General features: G+C 74.6%; 19 protein-coding genes. 17 read left to right on the top strand and 2 right to left on the bottom strand.

Going from position 1 to position 20,916, the window contains the following annotated elements; genetic code table 11:
• Positions 1-49 precede the first annotated feature (49 nt).
• The 10 genes from folP to lysS all read left to right on the top strand — a co-directional run bounded on the left by folP (position 50) and on the right by lysS (position 9,676).
• On the top strand, positions 50-871 hold the full coding sequence (folP, locus tag VMV22_11275) for a dihydropteroate synthase (protein HUY22904.1): 822 nt from the start codon (positions 50-52) through the stop codon (positions 869-871).
• A gap of 96 nt (positions 872-967) precedes the next feature.
• Positions 968-1,489, top strand: coding sequence for a hypothetical protein (locus VMV22_11270; GenBank protein ID HUY22903.1), 522 nt, complete (start codon positions 968-970; stop codon positions 1,487-1,489).
• A gap of 16 nt (positions 1,490-1,505) precedes the next feature.
• On the top strand, positions 1,506-1,928 hold the full coding sequence (gene folB / locus VMV22_11265) for a dihydroneopterin aldolase (protein ID HUY22902.1): 423 nt from the start codon (positions 1,506-1,508) through the stop codon (positions 1,926-1,928).
• A gap of 23 nt (positions 1,929-1,951) precedes the next feature.
• The gene (gene folK, locus VMV22_11260; protein ID HUY22901.1) at positions 1,952-2,437 is read left to right on the top strand and encodes a 2-amino-4-hydroxy-6-hydroxymethyldihydropteridine diphosphokinase; all 486 of its coding nucleotides are present in this window, start codon (positions 1,952-1,954) and stop codon (positions 2,435-2,437) included.
• Positions 2,438-2,568: 131 nt separating this feature from the next.
• Positions 2,569-4,260 carry a pantoate--beta-alanine ligase gene (gene panC / locus VMV22_11255; GenBank protein ID HUY22900.1) on the top strand — a complete coding sequence of 564 codons (1,692 nt, stop codon included), beginning with the start codon at positions 2,569-2,571 and terminating at the stop codon, positions 4,258-4,260.
• Position 4,261: 1 nt separating this feature from the next.
• Positions 4,262-4,654, top strand: a complete 393-nt coding sequence (panD, locus tag VMV22_11250; GenBank protein ID HUY22899.1) for an aspartate 1-decarboxylase — start codon at positions 4,262-4,264, stop codon at positions 4,652-4,654.
• 37 nt (positions 4,655-4,691) lie between these two features.
• A complete protein-coding gene (gene nadB, locus VMV22_11245) occupies positions 4,692-6,410 on the top strand; it encodes an L-aspartate oxidase (protein HUY22898.1) in 1,719 nt (572 codons plus the stop codon).
• Positions 6,407-7,360, top strand: a complete 954-nt coding sequence (gene nadC, locus VMV22_11240; GenBank protein HUY22897.1) for a carboxylating nicotinate-nucleotide diphosphorylase — start codon at positions 6,407-6,409, stop codon at positions 7,358-7,360. The genes nadB and nadC overlap by 4 nt, the downstream gene beginning before the upstream one ends.
• A 3-nt stretch (positions 7,361-7,363) precedes the next feature.
• On the top strand, positions 7,364-8,197 hold the full coding sequence (locus tag VMV22_11235) for a type III pantothenate kinase (GenBank protein HUY22896.1): 834 nt from the start codon (positions 7,364-7,366) through the stop codon (positions 8,195-8,197).
• A 75-nt stretch (positions 8,198-8,272) separates the two neighbouring features.
• On the top strand, positions 8,273-9,676 hold the full coding sequence (gene lysS, locus VMV22_11230) for a lysine--tRNA ligase (GenBank protein HUY22895.1): 1,404 nt from the start codon (positions 8,273-8,275) through the stop codon (positions 9,674-9,676).
• Between the two features lie 58 nt (positions 9,677-9,734).
• Here lysS and VMV22_11225 read toward each other — a convergent pair whose 3' ends face one another.
• Positions 9,735-10,715 (bottom strand): polyprenyl synthetase family protein, encoded by a 981-nt coding sequence (locus tag VMV22_11225; protein ID HUY22894.1) that lies wholly within the window; start codon positions 10,713-10,715, stop codon positions 9,735-9,737.
• Between the two features lie 285 nt (positions 10,716-11,000).
• Between VMV22_11225 and VMV22_11220 the strand changes: the two genes are divergently transcribed.
• The 7 genes from VMV22_11220 (at position 11,001) to rlmB (ending at position 19,511) form a co-directional block, all read left to right on the top strand.
• Positions 11,001-13,448, top strand: a complete 2,448-nt coding sequence (locus tag VMV22_11220; protein HUY22893.1) for an ATP-dependent Clp protease ATP-binding subunit — start codon at positions 11,001-11,003, stop codon at positions 13,446-13,448.
• 56 nt (positions 13,449-13,504) lie between these two features.
• On the top strand, positions 13,505-14,905 hold the full coding sequence (gene radA / locus VMV22_11215) for a DNA repair protein RadA (protein HUY22892.1): 1,401 nt from the start codon (positions 13,505-13,507) through the stop codon (positions 14,903-14,905).
• A 320-nt stretch (positions 14,906-15,225) separates the two neighbouring features.
• On the top strand, positions 15,226-16,491 hold the full coding sequence (gene disA, locus VMV22_11210; protein ID HUY22891.1) for a DNA integrity scanning diadenylate cyclase DisA: 1,266 nt from the start codon (positions 15,226-15,228) through the stop codon (positions 16,489-16,491).
• A gap of 103 nt (positions 16,492-16,594) precedes the next feature.
• Complete coding sequence (locus VMV22_11205; protein ID HUY22890.1) at positions 16,595-17,071, top strand: CarD family transcriptional regulator; 477 nt, start codon at positions 16,595-16,597, stop codon at positions 17,069-17,071.
• 57 nt (positions 17,072-17,128) lie between these two features.
• Entirely contained in the window at positions 17,129-17,776 is a 648-nt protein-coding gene (gene ispD, locus VMV22_11200) for a 2-C-methyl-D-erythritol 4-phosphate cytidylyltransferase (protein HUY22889.1), read from the top strand.
• 17 nt (positions 17,777-17,793) lie between these two features.
• Entirely contained in the window at positions 17,794-18,273 is a 480-nt protein-coding gene (gene ispF, locus VMV22_11195; protein HUY22888.1) for a 2-C-methyl-D-erythritol 2,4-cyclodiphosphate synthase, read from the top strand.
• Entirely contained in the window at positions 18,270-19,511 is a 1,242-nt protein-coding gene (gene rlmB, locus VMV22_11190; protein HUY22887.1) for a 23S rRNA (guanosine(2251)-2'-O)-methyltransferase RlmB, read from the top strand. The genes ispF and rlmB overlap by 4 nt, the downstream gene beginning before the upstream one ends.
• Before the next feature lie 510 nt (positions 19,512-20,021).
• Here rlmB and VMV22_11185 read toward each other — a convergent pair.
• Complete coding sequence (locus VMV22_11185) at positions 20,022-20,915, bottom strand: DUF929 family protein (GenBank protein HUY22886.1); 894 nt, start codon at positions 20,913-20,915, stop codon at positions 20,022-20,024.
• Position 20,916 lies beyond the last annotated feature (1 nt).

The following is a 20,916-nucleotide window of genomic DNA, read 5'->3' as shown; positions in this document are numbered from 1 at the left end:
CCCCGTGGCCCCCGTCGCCGCCCCCACGCGGCCGCTCTAACCTACGGGCATGCGGCCTCAGGTCATGGGCGTGCTCAACGTCACGCCCGACTCGTTCTCCGACGGTGGCCGCTACCTGGACCCGGACCGGGCCCTGGCCCACGGCCTCGCCATGGCCGGCGCCGGGGCCGACGTGGTGGACGTGGGGGGCGAGTCGAGCCGTCCGGGCGCCGGGCGCGTGCCCGAGGCCGAGGAGCTGCGCCGGGTGGTGCCGGTGGTGGCGGCCCTCGCTCCCCATGTGCGGGTGTCGGTCGACACCGTGAAGCCGGCGGTGGCGCAGGCCGCCGTCGAGGCCGGGGCGACGCTGGTCAACGACATCTCGGGAATGCTGTGGCCGGTGGCGGCGGCCTGTGGCGTGGGTTGGGTGGCCATGCACATGCAGGGCGCGCCCCGCACCATGCAGGTCCACCCCCGCTACGACGACGTCGTGGCCGAGGTGCACGGCTTCCTGGTCGAACGGGCGCGCACGGCGCTCGAGGCGGGGGTGCGCGAGGTGTGGCTCGACCCCGGCATCGGCTTCGGCAAGACCCCCGCGCACAACCTGGCGCTGCTGCACCATCTTTCCGAGCTGGTGGCGGAGGGCCACCCCGTGCTGGTCGGCACGAGCCGCAAGGGCTTTCTGGGCCGGCTGGCGCCGACGCCCACCGGGCCGCCCGGGGACGTCGACGACCGCCTGCCGGGGTCCCTGGCCACCGCCACCTGGGCGATGCTGGCCGGCGCGTCCATGGTGCGCGTGCACGACGTGGCGAGCACGGTGGAGGCCGCCGTCCTGGTGGGCACCACGCGCCTGGCCTCCGGCCCGCTTCCCCGGCAGCAGGCGATGAGCGGGTGAGCGGCGGCCGACGATGACCGACTACCAGACAGGACGACAGGCGATCCATGCGAGAGCGTGCACGGGCAACGGGATGCGACAGGTGAGGGCCGACGGGTGAAGGGGAAGTGGGCGGCGGGGATCCCCCCGCGAAACTTCACGTGGGTCGTGAAGGACCAGTTGGCCGTCAGCGAGCGACCCGGCGGCTTCGCGCCGCACCACCGCCGCGTGCGCCGGCAGGAGGAGATCATCTGGTTGCGCGTGCAGGGGTTCAACCGGGTGGTGTCGCTCTTGCCGTCGCCGCACAACCTCGCCGCCTACGACGAGGGCGAGGTGGCGTGGTCGCACTTCCCGCTGGCCCCCACCGGCGACGTGCGCGAGACCCTGCTCGATCTCTACCGGCACCTCGACGGGTGGTTGCGCGCCGGCGAGCGCCTGCTGCTGCACCAGGAGGAGCTCGGGGACCGCGTCATGGGCATCGTGGCCGGCTACCTGTTGTGGAGCGGGCGGCTCCCGGGCGGGCCGCAGGCCATCAACGCCGTGGAGCGCCTCGTCGGCCATCAGATGGGCCCTCCGGGGCGCGACATGGTGGCCCGGGCGTCCGAGCTCGTCCCCGGCGGGGCGTCCGGGGGCGCATGACGCCGGGCGCGTCGCCATGACGCCGGACCGGCGTCCCGGCGGCGACCGCATCGAGGTCCGGGGGCTGCGCCTCGACGCGGTCCACGGCGTGCTCCAGGAGGAGCGGGCCGCGCCGCAGCCCTTCGAGATCGACCTCGACCTCTACCTCGACACCGCACCGGCGGCGTCCACCGACGACCTGGCGGCCACCGCCGACTACGCCGCCGCCGCCGAGGCCGCCGCCGCGGTGATGGCGGGCCCGCCGCACCGACTACTCGAGTCGCTGGCCGGTGCCGTGGCCGCCGCGGTGCTCGCCGATGCCCGCGTCGACAGCGTCACCGTCGTCGTCCGCAAGCTGCGGCCGCCGCTCCCGCATGCGCTGGGATCGACGGGGGTGCGCATCCACCGCCGTCGGCCGGTCGCCGCCGGCTCGGGCGGGCCCGTCGGGCCGGGCGCGTAGGCGACTCGGGCCGAGGGGCCGGGATGGGATCGACAGGGGTGCGCGCCTTCGTCGGCCTCGGCTCCAACCTGGGCGACCGGCTGGCCATCCTGCGCCGGGCGGTCGACGGCCTCCCCGACGTGGTGGCGGTGTCGCAGGTCTACGAGACCGAGCCCGTGGGCGGGCCCCCCGACCAGGGTCCCTACCTGAACCTGGTGGTGGAGCTGGCGACGACGCTGTCCCCCCGGGCCCTCCTCGAGACCGCCCGCCGGCTGGAGGCCGAGGCGCAGCGCCGGCGCGACGTCCGTTGGGGCCCGCGGACGCTCGACGTCGACGTGCTCCTCGTGGGCGACGTCACGGTGGACGAGGACGACCTCGTGGTCCCGCACCCCCGCATGTGGGAGCGCCGGTTCGTCCTGGAGCCGCTGGCGGAGCTGGCCCCCGAGCTCGTGCCCCCCGGGGCGTGGGAACGGGCTGGTGGGGAGGTGCGACCCGTGGGTACACTGACAGGAACGAATCCGATCACCTGACGCGACCGGCACCCGGAAGGGGCTGGAGCGCAGAAAGGGGTCTGGTGGCATCCATCCGGATTGTCGGCCCTGGACGGGCCGGTCGTTCGCTTGCTGCGGCTCTGGCCGACGCCGGCCACGACGTGCGTGCCGTGCTGTCGCGCCGGGACGACCTCGCCGGCGCGGCGTCGGGCGTGGACGTGCTCGTCATCGCCACGCCCGATTCCGCCATCGCCGACGTGGCCGCGGCGGTGACCCCCGAGCCGGGGACCGTCGTCCTGCACCTGTCGGGCGCCCTGAGCCTCGATGTCCTGGCCCCCCATGCCCGCCGGGCCTCCCTGCACCCCCTGGTCCCGCTGCCCTCGCCCGAGGTGGGCCGGCTCCGGCTGCGCAGCGGCATCACCTTCGCCGTGGCCGGCGACCCCGTCGCCCGGCGGCTGGCCCGCTCGCTCGACGGCACGATCGTCGTCGTCGAGGAGGAGCACCGGGCGGCGTACCACGCCGCCGCCTGCATCGCCGCCAACCACGTCGTGTCCCTGATGGGCCAGGTGGAGCGGGTGGCGGCGTCCGCCGGGCTGGGCCTCGACGCCTTCGTCGGCCTGGCGCGCGCCGCCCTCACCGACGCCGCCGAGCTCGGCCCCGCGGCCGCCTTGACCGGCCCGGCGGCCCGCGGGGACGAGGCCACCCTCGAACGGCACCGCCGTGCCCTCGACGCCTCCGAGCGCCCCGGGTACGACGCCGGTGTCGATCTCGCCCGCCGCCTGGCCGCCTCGCGTCCGGGGCCCGGCTCGCCCGCCGGCTCGGCCGCCGAGCCCGGCGACCTCGTGACGAACGGCACTGGGGCCACCGACGGCACCGGGGCCACCGACGGCACTGTGGCCGCGTCCGGGGCCGGCGCCCGGCCCGGCTCCCGCCGGACGCGCCCGGCGCGGGTGCGCGTGGTGACGTCCGCCGCCGAATTCGCCGAGGCCCTCGAGGCCGAGCGCGCCGTGGGCCGCCGCGTCGGCCTCGTCCCGACCATGGGGGCGCTGCACGCCGGGCACCGCTCGCTCATCGAGCGCGCCGCCTCGGAATGCGACGTCGTGGCCGTGACCGTCTTCGTCAACCCGCTCCAGTTCGACGACGCCGCCGACCTGGCCGCCTACCGGCGCGACCTCGCCGGGGACGTGGCGCTCGCCCGTGCCGGCGGGGCCTCGGTCGTGTTCGCCCCGGCCGTCGAGGAGATGTACCCCGGGCACCCGGCGCCGGTCGCCACCACGCTGCACGTCGCGGGCGTCAGCGAGGGCCTCGAAGGGGCCTCGCGCCCGGGGCACTTCGACGGGGTGGCCACCGTGGTGGCCAAGCTCTTCTTCCTGGCGGGCCGGTGCCGGGCGTATTTCGGCGAGAAGGACTTCCAGCAGCTGGCCGTGGTCCGCCGGCTCGTCGCCGACCTGTCCATCCCCGTCGAGGTGGTGGGGTGCCCGACGGTGCGCGAGCCCGACGGCCTGGCCATGTCGAGCCGCAACACGCGGCTGACGCGCACCGAGCGCCGCGCCGCGCTGGCACTGCACCGCGCCCTGGGCGCCGGGCGGGCGTGCGTCGAGCGCGGCGAGCGCGACCCGGTGCGCGTGCGCGCCGTCATGATGGCGGTGCTGGCGGGCGAGCCGCTGGTGGCGCCCGACTACGCCGTGGTGGTCGACCCGGGGACCCTCCGGTGCCCGTCGGTCGTGGAGGCGGAGGTCCGTCTGCTCGTGGCGGCGCGGGTCGGCTCGGTCCGGCTCATCGACAACGACGGCGTGCGGGCGCCGGCGACGCCCGCCCCGGTGCCGGAGCTCGTGCTCGTCAATACCGGAGAGGAGCGTTGAGATGCGCCGGCGCATGATGAAGTCCAAGATCCACCGGGCGACGGTCACCGACGCCAACCTCGACTACGTGGGGTCCATCAGCCTCGACCCCGAGCTGATGGCGCTGGCCGACATCCTGGAGTACGAGCAGGTGTCCGTCCTCGACATCGACAACGGCGCGCGCTTCGAGACCTACGCCATCGTCGGCGGGCCCGGTGAGGTGTGCCTCAACGGGGCGGCGGCACGGCTCGTGCACCGGGGCGACAAGGTGATCGTCATCACCTACGCCGACTACGAGATCGCCGAGCTCGCCGGCTTCGAGCCCACGGTCGTCCACGTGGACGCCACCAACGCCGTGGTGGACGTGAGCGCCGCGCAGCTCGAGGCCGAGCTGCACCGGGCCGTCACCAGCTGATCCCGGGCCCAGACCCACGCTCCGGGGCGCGCCTGCCGTGGAACTCGACGTCCTCGTCCTCGGGTCCGGGGTGGCGGGGCTCTCCGCCGTCGTCCGGCTGGCCACGCCGGGACTGCGCGTCGGCGTGCTCACCAAGGCCGACCTCTCGCAGTCGGCGACCCGGTGGGCACAGGGCGGCATCGCCGCCGCCGTGGGCGGGGACGAGGACTCGGCCGACCTCCACCTGGCCGACACCCTGGCAGCGGGCGCCGGGCTGTGCGACGTCGACGCCGTGCGCGTCCTGGTCGACGAGGGGCCCGGCCGGGTCGACGAGCTGATCCGCCTGGGCGCGGTGTTCGACCGCGAGGCCGGCGGTGACCTGTCGTTGGCACGCGAGGGCGGGCACTCCACCGCCCGGGTCCTGCACGCCGGCGGAGCCGCCACGGGGGCCGAGGTCGAGCGGGCTCTCGTCTCCGCCGTCCGCCGCAGCGCCGCGGCCGTGCTCGAGCAGTGGTTCGCGGTGGATTTCGTGGTGGAGCACGGCCGGTGCGTCGGCGTCACCGCCCTCGACCCCGAGGGCCAGCGCCGGGAGGTACGGGCCGGGCAGGTGGTGCTGGCCACGGGCGGCGCCGGGCAGCTCTACGCGGTGACCACCAACCCGAAGGAGGCCACGGGCGACGGCGTGGCCATGGCCCTGCGTGCCGGGGTGCCCGTGGCGGACCTCGAGTTCTTCCAGTTCCATCCGACGGCGCTGCACCACCCGGCGATGCCCCGCCCGCTGCTGTCCGAGGCCCTGCGCGGGCACGGGGCCCTGTTGCGCGACGCCGACGGGGAGCGCTTCGTGGACGAGTTGGCGGCGCGCGACGTGGTGAGCCGCGCCATGGCCGACCGCATGGCCGCGCAGGGTGTCGAGTTCCTGTGGCTCGACGCCACCGGGCTCGAGTCGTTCGACGCCCGTTTCCCCACGGTGGCGGCGTCGCTGCACGCCGCGGGGCTCGACCCCACGGTGGACTGGCTGCCCATCGCGCCGGCCGCCCACTACCTGTCGGGCGGTGTGGTCACCGACCTCGACGGGGCCAGCGCGTTGCCCGGGCTGTGGGCGGCGGGGGAGGCGGCGTGCACGGGGGTGCACGGGGCCAACCGGCTGGCGTCGAACTCGCTGCTCGAGGGCATGGTGTTCGGGGCGCGGCTGGCCGAGGCCATCGCCGCGGGGCACGACGGGCCCACCCCGACCGGGGTGATGCGCGCGCTGCTCGGGGCGGTCCACGCCCCGGACGGCATCGCCTGCATCGATGTCGACACGGTGCCGTCACCGGCGTGGGCCGGGACGGGCACCGACGCGGCCGATGCCGCGCGCAACGGCGGCCGTGGCGGCGATGACGACGGCGACGGCGACGGCGACGGCGACACAGGGAAGCTGCGCGACCGGCTCCAGCGGGCCATGACCGACGGTGCCGGCGTGCTGCGGTCGCCGGCGTCGCTGGCCGCGGCCGCCGACGAGGTGGGCGCGGTCGGCGCCTCGCTGCCCGGGCTCGCCCGCGACCGGGCCACCGGCGAGCTCGCCAACCTGACGACGGTGGCGGCCGCGCTGCTGCGTGCCGCGCACGCCCGGGAGGAGACCCGCGGGGCCCACGCCCGGCGGGACCATCCCGACACCCGGGCGCAGTGGCGCTGCCGCCTGGTCCACCGCCGCACCGCCCCGCCGGGCGCGGGCGCGGGCGCGGTGCCGGAGGCGGGCGCGGGCGCGGTGCCGGGCGCGGGCGCGGGCGTGCCGTGACGGGCCCGGCGGGCCCGGGCCGGCCGGGCGTGGGCGCCGACGCCGCCATGGACGACCTGCTGGCGGCGTGGCCGTCGTCGGGCCCCGCGGACCCGCCGCGCGCCGCGGCGCGCGACGCGGTGGCGCGGGCCCTGGCGGAGGACATGGGCCAGCTCGGCGATCTCACCGCCATGCTGGTCCCGGAGACCGAGACGATCCGCGTCCGCGTGGTGGCCCGGGCCGACGGGGTCCTCGCCGGTCGGCTGTGCGCGCTCGAGGCGTTCGCGCAGGTGGACCCGGCGCTCGTCGTCGACTGGCGCGTGCCCGACGGCGGGTGGCTGGCGCCGGGGTCGGTGGTGGCCGAGGTATCGGGGCCCATGCGATCGGTCCTCACCGCCGAGCGCACCGCGCTCAATTTCCTGTGCCACCTGTCGGGGGTGGCCACCTTGGCGCGTCGTTTCGTCGACGCCGTGACAGTCGCCAACCCCGCCACGCGCGTGCTCGACACGCGCAAGACCACACCGGGGCTGCGCGCCCTCGAGAAGGCGGCGGTGCGCGCCGGCGGCGGGTGGAACCACCGCGCCGGCCTGTCCGACGCCGTGCTGGTCAAGGACAACCACCTGGGGCGACTCGGCATCGCAGAAGCCGTGGCGCTGGCGCGCCGGTGGTGGCCCGGCCGTATGGTGGAAGTGGAGTGCGACCGGCCCGAGCAGGTGTCGGAGGCGGTCGACGCGGGCGCCTCGGCGGTGCTCCTGGACAACATGACGCCGTCCCAGGTCTCCGAGTGCGTGGCCCTGGTGCGCGCCCGCACGGCCGAGGCGCCGGGCACCGTGCTCGTGGAGGTCTCGGGGGGCGTGACCCTCGAGCGCGCCCCGGCCTACGCGGCGGCCGGCGCGGACCTGATCTCGGTGGGCGCCATCACCCACTCGGCGCCCATCGTGGACCTCGGCCTCGACATCGTGGAGGACTGACACGTGCTGCTTGCCATCGACGTCGGGAACACCGAGACCGTGATCGGCCTGTTCTCCCTCGGCCCCGGCGACGAGCCGCCGAGCGGGAGCCGCCCCGCCCCCCCCGCACCACCGGAGCCCGCCGGCCTCACCCACCACTGGCGGCTGTCGACGGTCGACGAGCGCACGCCCGACGAGCACGCCCTGCTCATGTCGGAGCTGCTGAACCTCGACGGCCTCGACGTCGACGAGGTGGTGACGGGCGTGGCGGTCACGTCGTCGGTCCCGCGTGTCACCACGGCGTTGCGCGACATGGCGAGCCGGTGGTTCGACGTCCCGTGCGTCGTGCTCGAGCCGGGCGTGCGGTCGGGGATGCCCATCCTCTATGACAACCCCAAGGAGGTCGGCGCCGACCGCATCGCCAACGCCATCGGCGCCTACGACCTCTACGGCGGCCCGTGCATCGTGGTGGACCTCGGGACGGCCACCACCTTCGACGCCATCTCGGGCGTCGGGGAGTACCTCGGCGGGGCCATCGCCCCGGGCATCGCCATCTCCATGGACGCGTTGTTCCACCACGCCGCCGCCCTGCGCCGGGTCGAGCTCGTCGAACCGCGCAGCGTCATCGGGAAGTCCACCGTCGAGTCGATCCAGTCCGGCGCGCTGTACGGCTACGCCGCGCAGGTCGACGGCATGTGCCGGCGCATCATGGACGAGCTCGGCCACGCCACCGTGGTGGCCACCGGCGGATTGTCCGAAATCATCTCGCCGCTGTCGGCGTGCATCGAGCACCGTGAGCCCTGGCTGACGCTGCACGGCCTGCGCCTGGTCTACGAGCGCAACGCCAAGCCGGGCTGACGCCGGGCGCCGGACGCGGCGGCGGGGCGTTGGGGGCCGCGGGCGGGTGGTGCCGACCCGATAGCCTGCGGCCCCGTGGCCGACGTCCCGTACTCGTTCCATCGCACGGCCGACGCCGCCGGGCTCCAGGCGCGCTACGAGTCGCTCGGCGCGGGGGAGGAGACCGAGGACGAGGTCGCCGTGGCGGGGCGGGTCATGCTCGTCCGGCCCCAGGGACGCCTGGCCTTCGCCACCCTGCGCGACTCGTCGGGGCAGGTGCAGCTGTTCGCCCTCGAGAAGGTCACCGCGGACTTCGACCGCTTCTCCAAGCTGTCGCTCGGGGACTGGGTGGGGGCGACCGGGCGCGTGGTGCGCACCCGCAAAGGGGAATTGTCGGTGCAGGTCCATCGCTGGGTGCTGCTGGCCGAGGCCCGGCGCAGCTTCGGCGACAAGTGGAAGGGCGTGTCCGACGTCGAGACCCGGTTCCGCCAGCGCGAGGTGGACCTGTGGGCCAACGAGCGCACCCGCGAGGTCCTGTCCCTGCGGAGCGCGTTGATCAGCTCCGTGCGCCGGCGCCTCGAGGCCACGGGGTTCGTCGAGGTCGAGACGCCGGTGCTCCACGGCATCCCCGGTGGGGCGCTGGCCAAGCCCTTCGTCACGCACCACAACGCGCTCGGCACCGACCTGTTCCTGCGCATCGCCCCCGAGCTGTACCTGAAGCGCCTCGTCGTGGGCGGCTTCGAGAAGGTGTTCGAGATCGCCCGGGTGTTCCGCAACGAGGGGCTCTCCCCGCGCCACAACCCGGAATTCACGATGCTCGAGCTCTACCAGGCGTACGCCGACTACGGGGACCTCGCCGTGCTGGTCGAGGATCTGGTGTCGGGCCTGGCGACCGAGCTGTGCGGCACGGCGCGCCTGACGTACCAGGGCCGCGAGCTCGACCTCACGCCGCCGTGGCGCCGGGCCACCATGGCCGAGCTCGTGCGCGAGGCCACCGGCGAGGCCGTCGACGTGCACACGCCGGTCGGGGAGCTGCGCCGCCGCGTGGCCGCCGCCGGGGTGGACCCCGACCCGTCGTGGGGCGCGGGCAAGCTGCTGCTGGAGCTGTACGAGAAGACGACCGAGCCCGATCTGTGGGGCCCCGTCTTCGTCATGGACTTCCCCGCCGAGGTGTCGCCGCTGGCACGGCGCCACCGGTCGGACCCCGACCTCGTCGAGCGCTTCGAGGGCATCGTCGCCGGCCGCGAGCTGGTGAACGCCTTCTCCGAGCTCGTCGACCCCGACGACCAGCGCGCCCGGTTCGAGGCCCAGGCCGTGGCCCACGCCGCCGGGGACGAGGAGGCCATGGTCGTCGACGAGGACTACCTGCGCGCCCTCGAGCACGGCCTTCCCCCCACGGCGGGGCTCGGCATCGGGATCGACCGCCTCGTGATGCTGCTGGCCGACGTGGCCAACATCCGGGAGGTCATCGCCTTCCCCACCCTGCGCCCCGAGCGCTGACCACCGTGATCACGGCGGCCCACGGTCCGCGGGTCGCGGGCGGCCGACGCCGCCGGGCCTACTTGGAGACGGGCAGGCCTTCGAGCAGGGAGCGGGCCAGCTCGCCCAGCGCGTGGCCGAGCGCCTGCTCGCCGACGGCCCCGGCCGCCTGGAGCGCCTCGTCGACGTAGCGGCGGCCGGTGGCGATGGTGTCGGCGATGGCACGCGAGCCCGCCACGATGGCGCGGGCCTTGTCCCGCTCGGGCTGGTCGAGCGGCTGACCCAGCAGGGGCCGGAGCTCGGGCCCGGTGGCCGGGTCGCGCAGGGCCAGCAGCACGGGCAGCGTGTAGATGCCCTCGGCCAGGTCCTGGCCGGCGGGCTTGCCCAGCTCCTCGTCGTTGGCGACGACGTCGAGGATGTCGTCGCGCAGCTGGAACAGCACCCCGAAGCAGCGGCCGAAGCTCGTGAGCACCTCCACCTCGGGCCGCGCCAGGCCCCCGGTGAGGGCGCCGATGCGGCACGACGTGGCCATGAGCGCGGCGGTCTTCCCCTCGATGGTCGTCAGGTAGTCCGCCTCCGTGCGCTCGGTGCTGTAGGCGGCGCGCACCTCGGTGACCTGGCCCTGGCACAGCAGGCCCAGCGTGTTGGCGAGCAGCCCGGCGATCTCGGTGCCGAGCGAGGCGGCGATCTCGGCCGACCGGGCCAGGAGGAAGTCGCCGGCCACGATGGCGACGAGGTTGCCGAAACGGGCGTTGACGCTCTCGACGTTCCGCCGGACCAGCGCCTCGTCCATGACGTCGTCGTGGTAGAGCGAGGCCAGGTGCACGAGCTCGACGGCGACGGCCCCCTGCAGGTCGTCGGCGGTCGCCGGGTGCCGGCCGAGGGTGGCGGCCGCCAGGGCGAGGCTGGGGCGCAGGCGCTTTCCCCCCGCGGCGATCAGGTGCGTGGTCACCTCGTCCAGGAACGGGTCGCCCGAGCCGACGGCCGTCCGGAGCTCGGGCTCGAGCCGTGCGAGGTCGTCTTGGAGGAAGGGGAGCGACAGCAGGGGGGCGGTGTCCACCAGAGGGGAACGATAGGCGAAGGATCCCGATGTGGGACAACGAGGCCTGGTGGCGGGGTGCGCGGCGGGGGGAGGGGCCTGACTACCGTCTGTGGTCCTGGTCAGGGTTCGGGGCCGAGGTGCCGATGGAACCGGGGACGGGAACGGGTCCTCGTGCTCACAGGAAACGGGGCGTCGTGGTGTCTGTTCCTGGAGCACGCCCGGTAGACTCTGCTCAGGATTCGAGCCGTCGAGGGAGGCGGTCTGGTGTTCGAACGCTTCACTGATCGTGCACGAAGGGTGCTTGTGTTGGCGCAGGAGGAGGCGCGCCTGCTCAACCACAGCTTCATCGGCACCGAGCACATCCTCCTGGGGCTCATCCACGAGGGCGAGGGCGTCGCGGCCAAGGCGCTCGAGCAGCTCGGCATCTCGCTCGAGGCCGTGCGCGAGAAGGTCGAGGAGACCATCGGCCTGTCGGGCACCGCCCCCACGGGGTCCCCGCCCTTCACCCCCCGGGCGAAGAAGGTCCTCGAGCTGTCGCTGCGCGAGGCGCTGCAGCTCGGCCACAACTACATCGGCACCGAGCACATGCTCCTCGGCCTGGTGCGCGAGGGCGAGGGCGTGGCCGCCCAGGTCCTCGTCAGCCTGGGCGCCGACCTGGCGCGCGTGCGCCAGCAGGTCATCCAGCTCCTGTCGGGATACCAGGGCAAGGAGTCCGTCGGGGCCGGCCCCGGGTCGTCCTCGTCGGAGACGCCCTCGGGCTCCCCGGTGCTCGACCAGTTCGGGCGCAACCTGACGCAGCTGGCGCGTGACGGCAAGCTCGACCCGGTCATCGGCCGCGAGAAGGAGATCGAGCGCGTCATGCAGGTGCTGTCGCGCCGCACCAAGAACAACCCCGTGCTGATCGGCGAGCCGGGCGTGGGCAAGACCGCCATCGTCGAGGGCCTGGCCCAGCGCATCGTGGCCAACGACGTCCCCGAGACGCTCAAGGGCAAGCAGCTCTACACGCTCGACCTCGGCGCGCTGGTGGCGGGCAGCCGCTACCGCGGCGACTTCGAGGAGCGCCTGAAGAAGGTGTTGAAGGAGATCCGCACCCGCGGCGACATCGTGCTGTTCATCGACGAGCTGCACACCCTGGTGGGTGCCGGTGCGGCCGAGGGCGCCATCGACGCCGCCTCGATCCTCAAGCCCATGCTGGCCCGCGGCGAGCTGCAGACCATCGGGGCCACGACCCTCGACGAGTACCGCAAGCACCTCGAAAAGGACGCCGCCCTCGAGCGCCGCTTCCAGCCCATCAAGGTCGAGCAGCCCACGGTGGCGCACACCATCGAGATCCTGAAGGGCCTGCGCGACCGCTACGAGTCCCACCACTCGGTCACCATCACCGACCAGGCCCTGGTGGCGGCGGCCAACCTGGCCGACCGCTACCTGGCCGACCGCTACCTGCCCGACAAGGCCATCGACCTCATCGACGAGGCCGGCAGCCGCCTGCGCATCCGGCGCATGACCACGCCTCCCGACTACAAGAAGCTCGAGGAGGAGATCGACCGCATCCGCCACGACAAGGAGTCGGCGATCGAGCGGCAGGCCTTCGACCAGGCCAAGAAGTTCGCCGAGCAGGAGAAGGAGCGCCTCGACCGCAAGACGGCCATGGAGGCGGAGTGGCGCGCCGAGGGCCTCGAGCTCTTCGACGTCGTCGACGAGGAGGTCATCGCCGAGGTCCTGGCCAACTGGACGGGTATCCCCGTCTACCGCCTGACCGAGGAGGAGACCTCCAAGCTGCTGCGGATGGAGGACGAGCTGCACAAGCGGGTCGTCGGCCAGGAGGAGGCCATCAAGGCGCTCTCCCGGGCGATCCGTCGCACGCGCGCCGGCCTCAAGGACCCCAAGCGGCCCAGCGGCTCGTTCATCTTCCTGGGCCCCACGGGCGTGGGGAAGACCGAGCTCGCCAAGGCGCTCGCCGAGTTCCTCTTCGACGACGAGGACGCCCTGATCCAGCTGGACATGAGCGAGTACATGGAGAAGCACACCGTGTCGCGGCTCGTCGGCTCTCCCCCCGGCTACGTCGGGTACGAGGAGGGCGGCCAGCTCACCGAGGCGGTGCGGCGCAAGCCGTTCTCCGTCGTGCTCTTCGACGAGGTGGAGAAGGCGCACCCCGACGTGTTCAACGCCCTGCTCCAGATCCTCGAGGACGGGCGGCTCACCGACGCGCAGGGTCGGTCGGTGGACTTCAAGAACACCGTCCTGATCATGACCTCCAACCTGGGCACCGCCGACCTGCGCAAGTCGTCGGTCGGGTTCGCCAAGACGTCGGAGGCCGTCTCCTACGAGCGGATGAAGTCGAAGGTCCACGAGGCGCTGAAGCAGCACTTCCGGCCCGAGTTCCTCAACCGCATCGACGAGGTCATCGTCTTCCACGAGCTGTCGAAGGAAGAGGTCGTCGAGATCGTCGACCTGATGATCCGCCGCGTGGCGGATCAGCTGGAGTCCCAGGGCCTCGGCCTCGAGCTCACGCCGTCGGCCAAGGAGCTGCTGGCGGACAAGGGCTACGACCCCACGCTGGGGGCGCGCCCGCTGCGCCGGGCCATCCAGCAGTTCGTGGAGGACGCCCTGTCGGAGCGGATCCTGTGGAAGGAATTCCGTGTCGGCGAGACCATCGTCGTCGACGTCGAGGACGGTGCGTTCGTCTTCCGCACGGTCGCGGGGTTGCAGCCGCCGCCGGTCGAGCTGGCCGGCGCCGGCGCCGACTCCTGACCGCACCCTGACGGCGGTCCCGGCCGGCCGACACACCCGACCCGTAGCCTCCCCGTGTGGGACGGCCGCGGACGGTGCACCGGTGTACCTCGTGCGGCGAGGCCACCGCTCGCTGGGCGGGGCGCTGTGCGTCGTGCGGCGAGTGGAACAGCCTCGTCGAGGAAGTCGTCGCCGAGACGGTGGCGGTGCCGCCACGCGCCCGACCCGACCGCTGGCCGGCCACGGACGCCGAGGGGCGGTGGGCGGAGCCGGCCGTGCACCCCACCCCTCTCGGCGAGGTCGACCCCACGCAGTCGGGGCCCGTCCCGACCGGCCTGGGCGAGCTCGACCGGGTGCTCGGCGGCGGCCTCGTCCCGGGCTCGGTGACACTGCTCGGCGGCGAGCCCGGGGTCGGCAAGTCGACGCTCCTGCTCCAGGTCTTGTCGTCGATGGCGTCCACCGGGGCGCGGGTGCTGCTGGTGTCGGCCGAGGAGTCCGCCCAGCAGGTCCGCCTGCGCGCCGAGCGCCTGGGGCCGCTGCCCCCGGGGCTCATGCTGCTCGCCACGACCGACCTGTCCACCGTTCCCGGGGCCCTGCGCGACACCGCGCCGGTGCTCGTCGTCGTGGACTCGGTCCAGGCCGTCACCGACCCCGGGACGCCGGGGGCGCCGGGGAGCCTCGGGCAGGTGCGGGCGTGCACCGACATGGTCGTGCACCTGGCCAAGCTCCATCGCGTCCCGTTCGTGCTGGTGGGCCACGTCACCAAGGACGGCACCCTGGCGGGGCCGCGCACGCTGGAGCACCTGGTCGACACCGTCCTGAGCGTGGAGGGCGACCGGCATCACGCCCTGCGGACGGTGCGGGCCGCCAAGCACCGCTTCGGGCCCACCGGTGAGCTCGGGCTCTTCGAGATGAACGACACCGGCCTGGCGGCGGTGACCGACCCCTACCGCCTGCTGCTCGGGGACCGCCGCCCCGGCGCGCCGGGCAGCACGGTGCTCCCCGCCATGCAGGGCCAGCGCGCCCTGCTGGTGGAGCTCCAAGCCCTGACGGCGCGCACCGCGGCGGAGACGCCGAGCAGGCGCTCGGCCCAGGGTGTCGACGGTGGACGCCTCGCCCTGTTGCTGGCGGTCCTCGAGCAGCGTGCCGGGGTGTCGTTGGCGCGCACCGACGTCTTCGCCTCCGCCGTGGGCGGCATCCGGGTGGCCGAGCCCGCCGCCGACCTGGCCCTGGCCCTGGCCGTCGCCTCCGCCGTCGTGGACCGGCCGTTGCCTCCCGACCTGGTCGTCTTCGGCGAGGTCGGTCTGGGCGGGGAGATCCGCCAGGTGCCCCACGCGCCGCGCCGGCTGGCCGAGGCGGCCCGGGTGGGGTTCCGTCACGCCCTCGTCCCCGAGTCGTGCCCCGACGGCCCCCGGGGCATGGAGGTGCTCCACGCCCGCTCGTTGGCGGAGGCCGTCGCCCTGGCGACCGGGTCGTAGCGGGCCGGAGACGGGCCACGGGCGTCGCGCCGTCGGGCTTGCCCGCCCGTCCCCGCCGCGCCCGCCCACAATTGGCCCGCCCACAATTGGCCCGCCCACAATTGGGTCGCGGCCCGTGGCCGGCCGCCGACGCCGAGCGCCGACGCCGAGCGCCGCCGAGGCGTCGCTCCCGCGCGTGGGATGCGGTCGGTCACGGTGCGTCGCCTCCGACGTCCAGGGCCCGCCGGGATCAGCCGGTGCGCGCCGCCGCACCGTCGCGCATCGCCGTGCGCGCCCGGGCTGCGGGGATTTCGGGGCGGGGCGGCGGGTACCATGCGGGGGTGGAGCTGCGACCCAGCTCGGCCATGGCCGACGCCCTGGCGCTCGTGGCGCCCGGCCAGCCGCTACGTGACGGGATCGAGCGCGTCCTGCAGGCCGATCGGGGAGCGCTCATCGTCGTGGGCGACGGCCACGAGGTGCTGTCGATCTGCACCGGCGGGTTCCTCCTCGACGCCGAGTTCAGCCCGCAGCGCCTGGCGGAGCTGGCCAAGATGGACGGGGCCATCATCGTGTCCTCGGATGCCGGACGGATCGCCCGCGCCAACGTCCACCTCATGCCCAACGCGTCGATACCCACCATCGAGACCGGCACCCGGCACCGGACGGCCGAGCGCGTCGCCCGTTCCGTCGACGTGCCCGTGGTGTCGGTGTCGGCCGCCATGGGCCTCGTCACGATCTACCGGCACGACGTCCGGCACGTGCTGCAGCCCGAACGCCGCCTGCACGAGCGGGTGAGCCAGGCCCTGCAGACGCTGCAGCGGTTCCGGCAGCGCTTCGACCTCGCCGTCACCGCGCTGTCCGCCCTCGAGGTCGCCGACACCGTCACCGTGCGCGACGTCGTGGCGGTGCTCCAGCCCGCCGAGCTCGTGTGCCGCATCGGCGAGGAGGTGAAGGCCGATCTCGTCGAGCTGGGCGAGAACGGCCGCCTGCTGCGGCTCCAGCTCGAAGAGGTGGTCGAGGGCGTCGAGCCCGTCCGCCGTCTGGTGGTGCGCGACTACCAGCGCGCCGGCGCCGGCGCCGAGGCCGGGCGGTCGGTGCGCGTCGACGGGCGCGAGCCGGCCGGTGCAGGCCGTCGCGCCGCGCGTGGCGACGGGGCAGCGCGCGTCGACGGGGCAGCGCGCGTCGACGGGGCGGCACGTGGCGACGGGGCGGCGCGCGTCGACGGAACGGCGCGCGTCGACGGGGTGGGGGCCCGGGGCACGCCCGACGACGAGCCCGACCACGCGCTCACGGCACTCGCCCGCCTGTCGACCGACGAGCTGCTCGACGTCCGGCGGGTGTCGTCGGTCCTCGGGCTGGCGGCGGCCCACGCCGATCCCGACGGCGCCCTGGAGCCGCGCGGCTTCCGGCTCCTGCACCGCCTGCCACGGTTCCCCGACGTGCTCGCCGACCGGATCGTCGAGCACTTCGCCGGGCTGCAGCGGATCATGCGGGCGTCGGTCGGCGACCTCGAGCAGGTCGGGGGTGTGGGTGAGGCCCGGGCCCGCTCGGTCAAGGACGGCCTGGCCCGCCTGGCCGAGGTGAGCATCCTGGACCGCTACAGCTGACCGTGGCGCCGCTCGGGGGCCGGGCGGGGCCGCTCAGGTAGAATGTCCCGTCCGTCCCCGCCGTGAGCGAGTGGCCGGCGCGCCGTCCCCCCGGGAGAGGTCCGTGTTCGACATCGGTGACAAGGTGGTCTACCCCCATCACGGGGCGGCGATCGTGGAGCGGCGCGAGGTCAAGGAGGCCTTCGGCGAGAAGAAGGAGTACCTGGTTCTCCGTCTCGCCTACGGCGACCTCACCCTCATGGTCCCCGCCGACAACACCGAAGGGGTCGGCCTGCGCGAGGTCATCAACGACGAAGAGGTCGAGGAGGTCTTCGCCGTCCTTCGCAAGAAGGAGGCCCGGATGCCGACCAACTGGTCCCGCCGCTACAAGAACCACTCCGAGAAGCTCCGCTCCGGCGATATCTACCAGGTGGCCGAGGTCGTGCGGAACCTGTCCATCCGCGACAAGGACAAGGGGTTGTCCGCCGGCGAGAAGCGCATGCTGAGCCGGGCGCGCCAGATCCTCGTGTCGGAGCTGACCTTCGCGCTCGACGTCGACGAGGAAGCCGCCGAGAAGCGCCTCGACGAGGCGCTGCCCTGAGCCCCATGGGCCCGCTCCGCCCGGGCGGCGCGCCGTCGCCGGACGGGGGGTGAGCCCGTGTCGGTGTGGGCGATCGTGGTCGCGGCCGGCAGTGGTCACCGGTTCGGCGCCCCGAAGCAGTTCGCGCGGCTCGGCGGCCGGTTGATGGTGCAGTGGTCCGTGGACGCGGCGCGCGGCGTGGCCGACGGTGTCGTCCTCGTCATCCCCGACACCCCGCCGGAGCCGGGCTCGGCCGGCGACGGTTCGTACGGCGCCGACGTGGTCGTCCCCGGTGGTGACACGCGGGCGGCATCGGTGCGAGCCGGGCTCGCCGCCGTCCCCGCCTCCGCCGAGGTGATCGTGGTGCACGACGGGGCGCGGCCACTGGCGTCGCCGGCGCTGTTCCGGTCCGTGGTGGACGCCGTCACCGGGGGGGCCGAGGCGGCCGTGCCGGCGATGGCCGTGGCCGACACGCTGAAGCGCGTGGAGGGCGACGCCGTCGTCGCCACCGTGGCGCGCGACGGGATCGTCGCCGTGCAGACGCCCCAGGCCTTCCGGGCCGACCTCCTGCGCCGGGCGCACGCCCGCGACCCCGACGCCACCGACGACGCCGCGCTGGTCGAGGCACTCGGGGCTACCGTGCGCGTCGTGCCCGGAGACCCGCGCAACCTCAAGGTGACGACGGCGGCCGATCTCGAGATCGCCCAGGCGCTGGCGGCGCCGTGACGGCAGGGGCCGGGCCGGTGGGCTTCCGGGTGGGCCAGGGATTCGACGTGCACCGCTTCTCCGGGGACCCGGGGCGGCTCCTCGTCCTCGGCGGCGTCACCGTCCCCGGCGCCGCCGGCCTGGCCGGGCACAGTGACGCCGATGTCGTGGCCCACGCCGTCGCCGAGGCGCTCCTCGGCGCCGCGGGGCTCGGGGACCTGGGGAGGCACTTCCCGGCGAGCGACCCGGCGTGGGCGGGCGCAGACTCCCTGGGCCTGCTCGAGCGCGTGGCGTCGATGGTGGACGACCAGGGCTGGCACCTCGTCAACGCCGACTGCACGGTGGTGTGCGAGCGCCCCCGGCTGGCGGAGCACACCGACGGCATGGCCACCTGCCTCGGAGCGCGGCTGGATGCACCGGTGAGCGTAAAGGCCAAGCGTGCCGAGGGCCTCGGCGCCTTGGGCCGGGTGGAGGGCATCGCCTGCCTGGCCGTCGTGCTCCTTGCCGGTGGGGCATGAGCAGTCCACCCCCGCGCCGGCCCCGTGGACAGGCCGCTTCCTCCGGGCGCAGCGGGGCCGGGGGACGGGGCGCGACCGCAGGACGGGCCGGGACCGCAGGGCGAGGACGGGCCGGGACCGGGGGACAGGGCGGCGCCGGAGGGAGGGCCGGGGCGGGAGGGCGCACCGGTGCAGCAGGCCGCGGCGGGACCGGGGCACGCGGCGGCGGGACCGGGGCCCGCGGCGGGCCGGGCGCGCTCGGAGGATCAGGCCCGCACGCCACGCGTGGCAGCGCGCCGCGTCGTGATGACGCCGGGCGTGGCTCGGCGGTGCGCGGCCGGCGCGACGACACGCTTCGAGGGCGCGGCGACGGCCGCGGCGAGCGCGGACGACGAGCGGCCGACGGCGGTGACAGACGCATCGGACGCGACGCGGGTGGCCGACGCGACGGGCGCGAGGGGCGTGGTGACCGCCACCCGCTCGGCGGCGAACAGGTCGAGGGCCGTCAGGCCGTGCGTGAGCTGCTCGCCGCGGGTCGCCGCCCGGTGCGTGAGGTGTGGATCGCAGAGGGCCAGGACCCGTCGCCGCAGATCGACGACATCGAGCGGCTCGCCTCGCGCCGGCGCGCCCGCATCGTCCTCGTCCCCCGCGGCAGGCTCGACATGGCGGCACGGACCGACACGCCGCAGGGTGTGCTGGCCCGGGCCCAGCCGCTCGAGGAGGCCGACCTCGATGCGTTGTGCCGGGCCCGGCGGGGGGTCGCACCGTTCCTGCTGGTGCTCGACGGCGTGACCGATCCCCACAATCTCGGCTCGTTGCTGCGCTCGGCCGAGTGTGCCGGCGTCACCGGGGTCGTGGTGCCGCGGCATCGTGCCGCGCACGTGACGCCCACGGTGGCCAAGGTGGCGGCCGGCGCCATCGAGCACCTGGCGATCGCCGTGGTCCCCGGGATCCCCACCGCCCTGCGCCGTCTGGACGAGCTCGGCGTCGTGAGCATCGGGCTCGACGCCGAGGCCCCGCGGTCGTTGTTCGAGCTCGGCGCCGAAGCCGAGGGGCCGGTGGCCCTCGTCATGGGGGCGGAGGGTCGCGGCCTGGCGGCGCTCACCCGTCGCCGCTGCTCGGTGCTCACCGCCATCCCGCAGTTCGGTTCCCTGGGTGCGCTCAACGTCGCGGCCGCCGGCGCGGTGGCGTGCTTCGAGCTGGCGCGCCGACGGGGTGGAGATCGGCCCCCGACCCCGACGGCCGTCGCGGAAGCCTGAGCTCGTGATCGCCGCGCTTCACGGCCACGCCTGACCCCCGGCACCCGACGCCGGATCCGCTCCGGCTGGACGGCGCAGGCCCACGCCGGCCGGGCACCTCCGACGCGCCACCAGGGCCCGGACGCGCCGAAGAGGCCGACGGTGGGTGCGGGGAGCACCGATCGACCGCTCCGGCGGATGCGCTGCTGTGCGGGCGGCCCCGTCACAGTGGGCGCTTCGGCCGCAACGCCCAGCGGGTGATGGCGATCGAGAGCCCGACTCTCCGGAACGTGGTGCGCATGACCGTCATCGTGGTCTCCTTCCGTCGTGCAGCCGTCGTTGCACAGTACGCAGCCTCCGTGAACGCCGGGGGTCCGAACGGTGACGGGCGCGTGAACGACGAGGGCCACGACGAGGGCCACGACGATGGCCACGACGATGGCCACGACGATGGCCGGGACGAGGGCCGCGACGATGGCCGGGACGACACGACGACCTCCGCACGGTGCGGCCGTCGCCGGTGGGGCATGGTCAGTGCAGGCCCATGGCCTGTGCCGCCGCGGTGACGGCCGTGGCCGAGCACACCGCTGCGGGCTGCCTGCCGGTCATCGAGCAGATCGCCGCCGTCAGGTAGGTGGTGGCGCCGACGACGCCCTGGGTCACCGGGTCGGACGGGTGCGACAGCCGGGCGGCGATCTCCTTCTGGCTGAGGCCGGTCAGCACGGAGGGGTCGTAGCTGCGCCCGATGACCAAGGCGCGGTTGCCGATATCGACGAAGGGGAATCCTTCCCGGCCGCCGGAGAATCTGTCCGAGTACGCCGTCCACAGCTGTGACTGCACGGTGGTGAGCGAGTGGATGACCTTGCGCGTCCCGAGTCCGTTCGTGTCGTTGCCCTCGTACTCCACCGGCTCGAAGGTGACCAGGGTGCTCGAGTACGTGGCACCCGTGAACGAGAAGGTCGCGAACGGCGTTCCGTCCCAAGGTGACGACGTCGTCTCCTTCAGGCCCCTGAACGACCCGAACTTGGCGAAGGCGGCGATCACCGCCCACCGCTCCGAAGCGCAGTTCGGGCAGAACTCGCCACCGATGTAGATGGCACCCGGCTTGCCGTGGAGCACGAGCGGCGGTTGGCTCGAGTCCACGGTCGGAGCCGTCACCGACGGCGGGAGGCCGACGGCGTCCATCTCGGAGACGGGGATGCCCGTCAGCGCGGCCACCACGGCGGCCGACGCAGGCGTCACCGCCGGCGCGTGGTCGTGCGACGTCACCGCGGTGCTCGGGCCCGAGACCTTCACGATCACCAGCACGACCACCACCAGCACGACCGCGCCGATGGCGACGACGGCCGTCGTGGATGCCGAGAACCGTGGCGACGTCCGGGCCGGCGCCCGACGCGTCCCCGGGCGCGCCGCCCCCTTCGGCACT

The organism is Acidimicrobiales bacterium, assembly GCA_035531755.1.
GTDB lineage: Bacteria > Actinomycetota > Acidimicrobiia > Acidimicrobiales > UBA8190 > DATKSK01.
Note: the sequence above shows the minus strand (reverse complement) of the source record. Positions and strands in the feature narration are given on the sequence as shown.